The organism is Chromohalobacter sp. HP20-39 (genome assembly GCF_033052815.1).
GTDB lineage: Bacteria > Pseudomonadota > Gammaproteobacteria > Pseudomonadales > Halomonadaceae > Chromohalobacter.
In genome coordinates this window covers 1-264 of the sequence record NZ_JAWHTP010000775.1, presented here as the reverse complement: position 1 = coordinate 264, position 264 = coordinate 1, and the positions used below count along the sequence as shown (strand labels likewise).

General features: G+C 60.6%; 1 protein-coding gene. It reads right to left on the bottom strand.

The genetic code is table 11. The features are described 5' to 3' along the window. A partial coding sequence (locus tag RVY79_RS20060; RefSeq protein ID WP_317466335.1) for an RHS repeat-associated core domain-containing protein occupies positions 1-264 on the bottom strand: 264 nt, incomplete at both ends.

Sequence of the window (264 nt, the reverse complement as noted above, 5' to 3'; positions counted from 1 at the left end):
CCCACCCGGAATCGCAATCGGGTCGATGCTGAGATAGCAGCCGCTGTCCGGGTCGTAGTAGCGATTCAGGTTGTAGTGCAGGCCGGTTTCTTCATCGGCCCATTGCCCGGCAAAGCGCAAGCTGGTGTCCAGCAAGGCACCTTCATCGTGCGCCTTCTCATCCAGCCGCTTGCCCCATAGGTTGTAGCGCGCAGACCAGATCTTCTCACCCGTGGTGCGATACATCTCCAGCGGCAAGCCGGTGGGTGCGCTGAAGACAGCGTA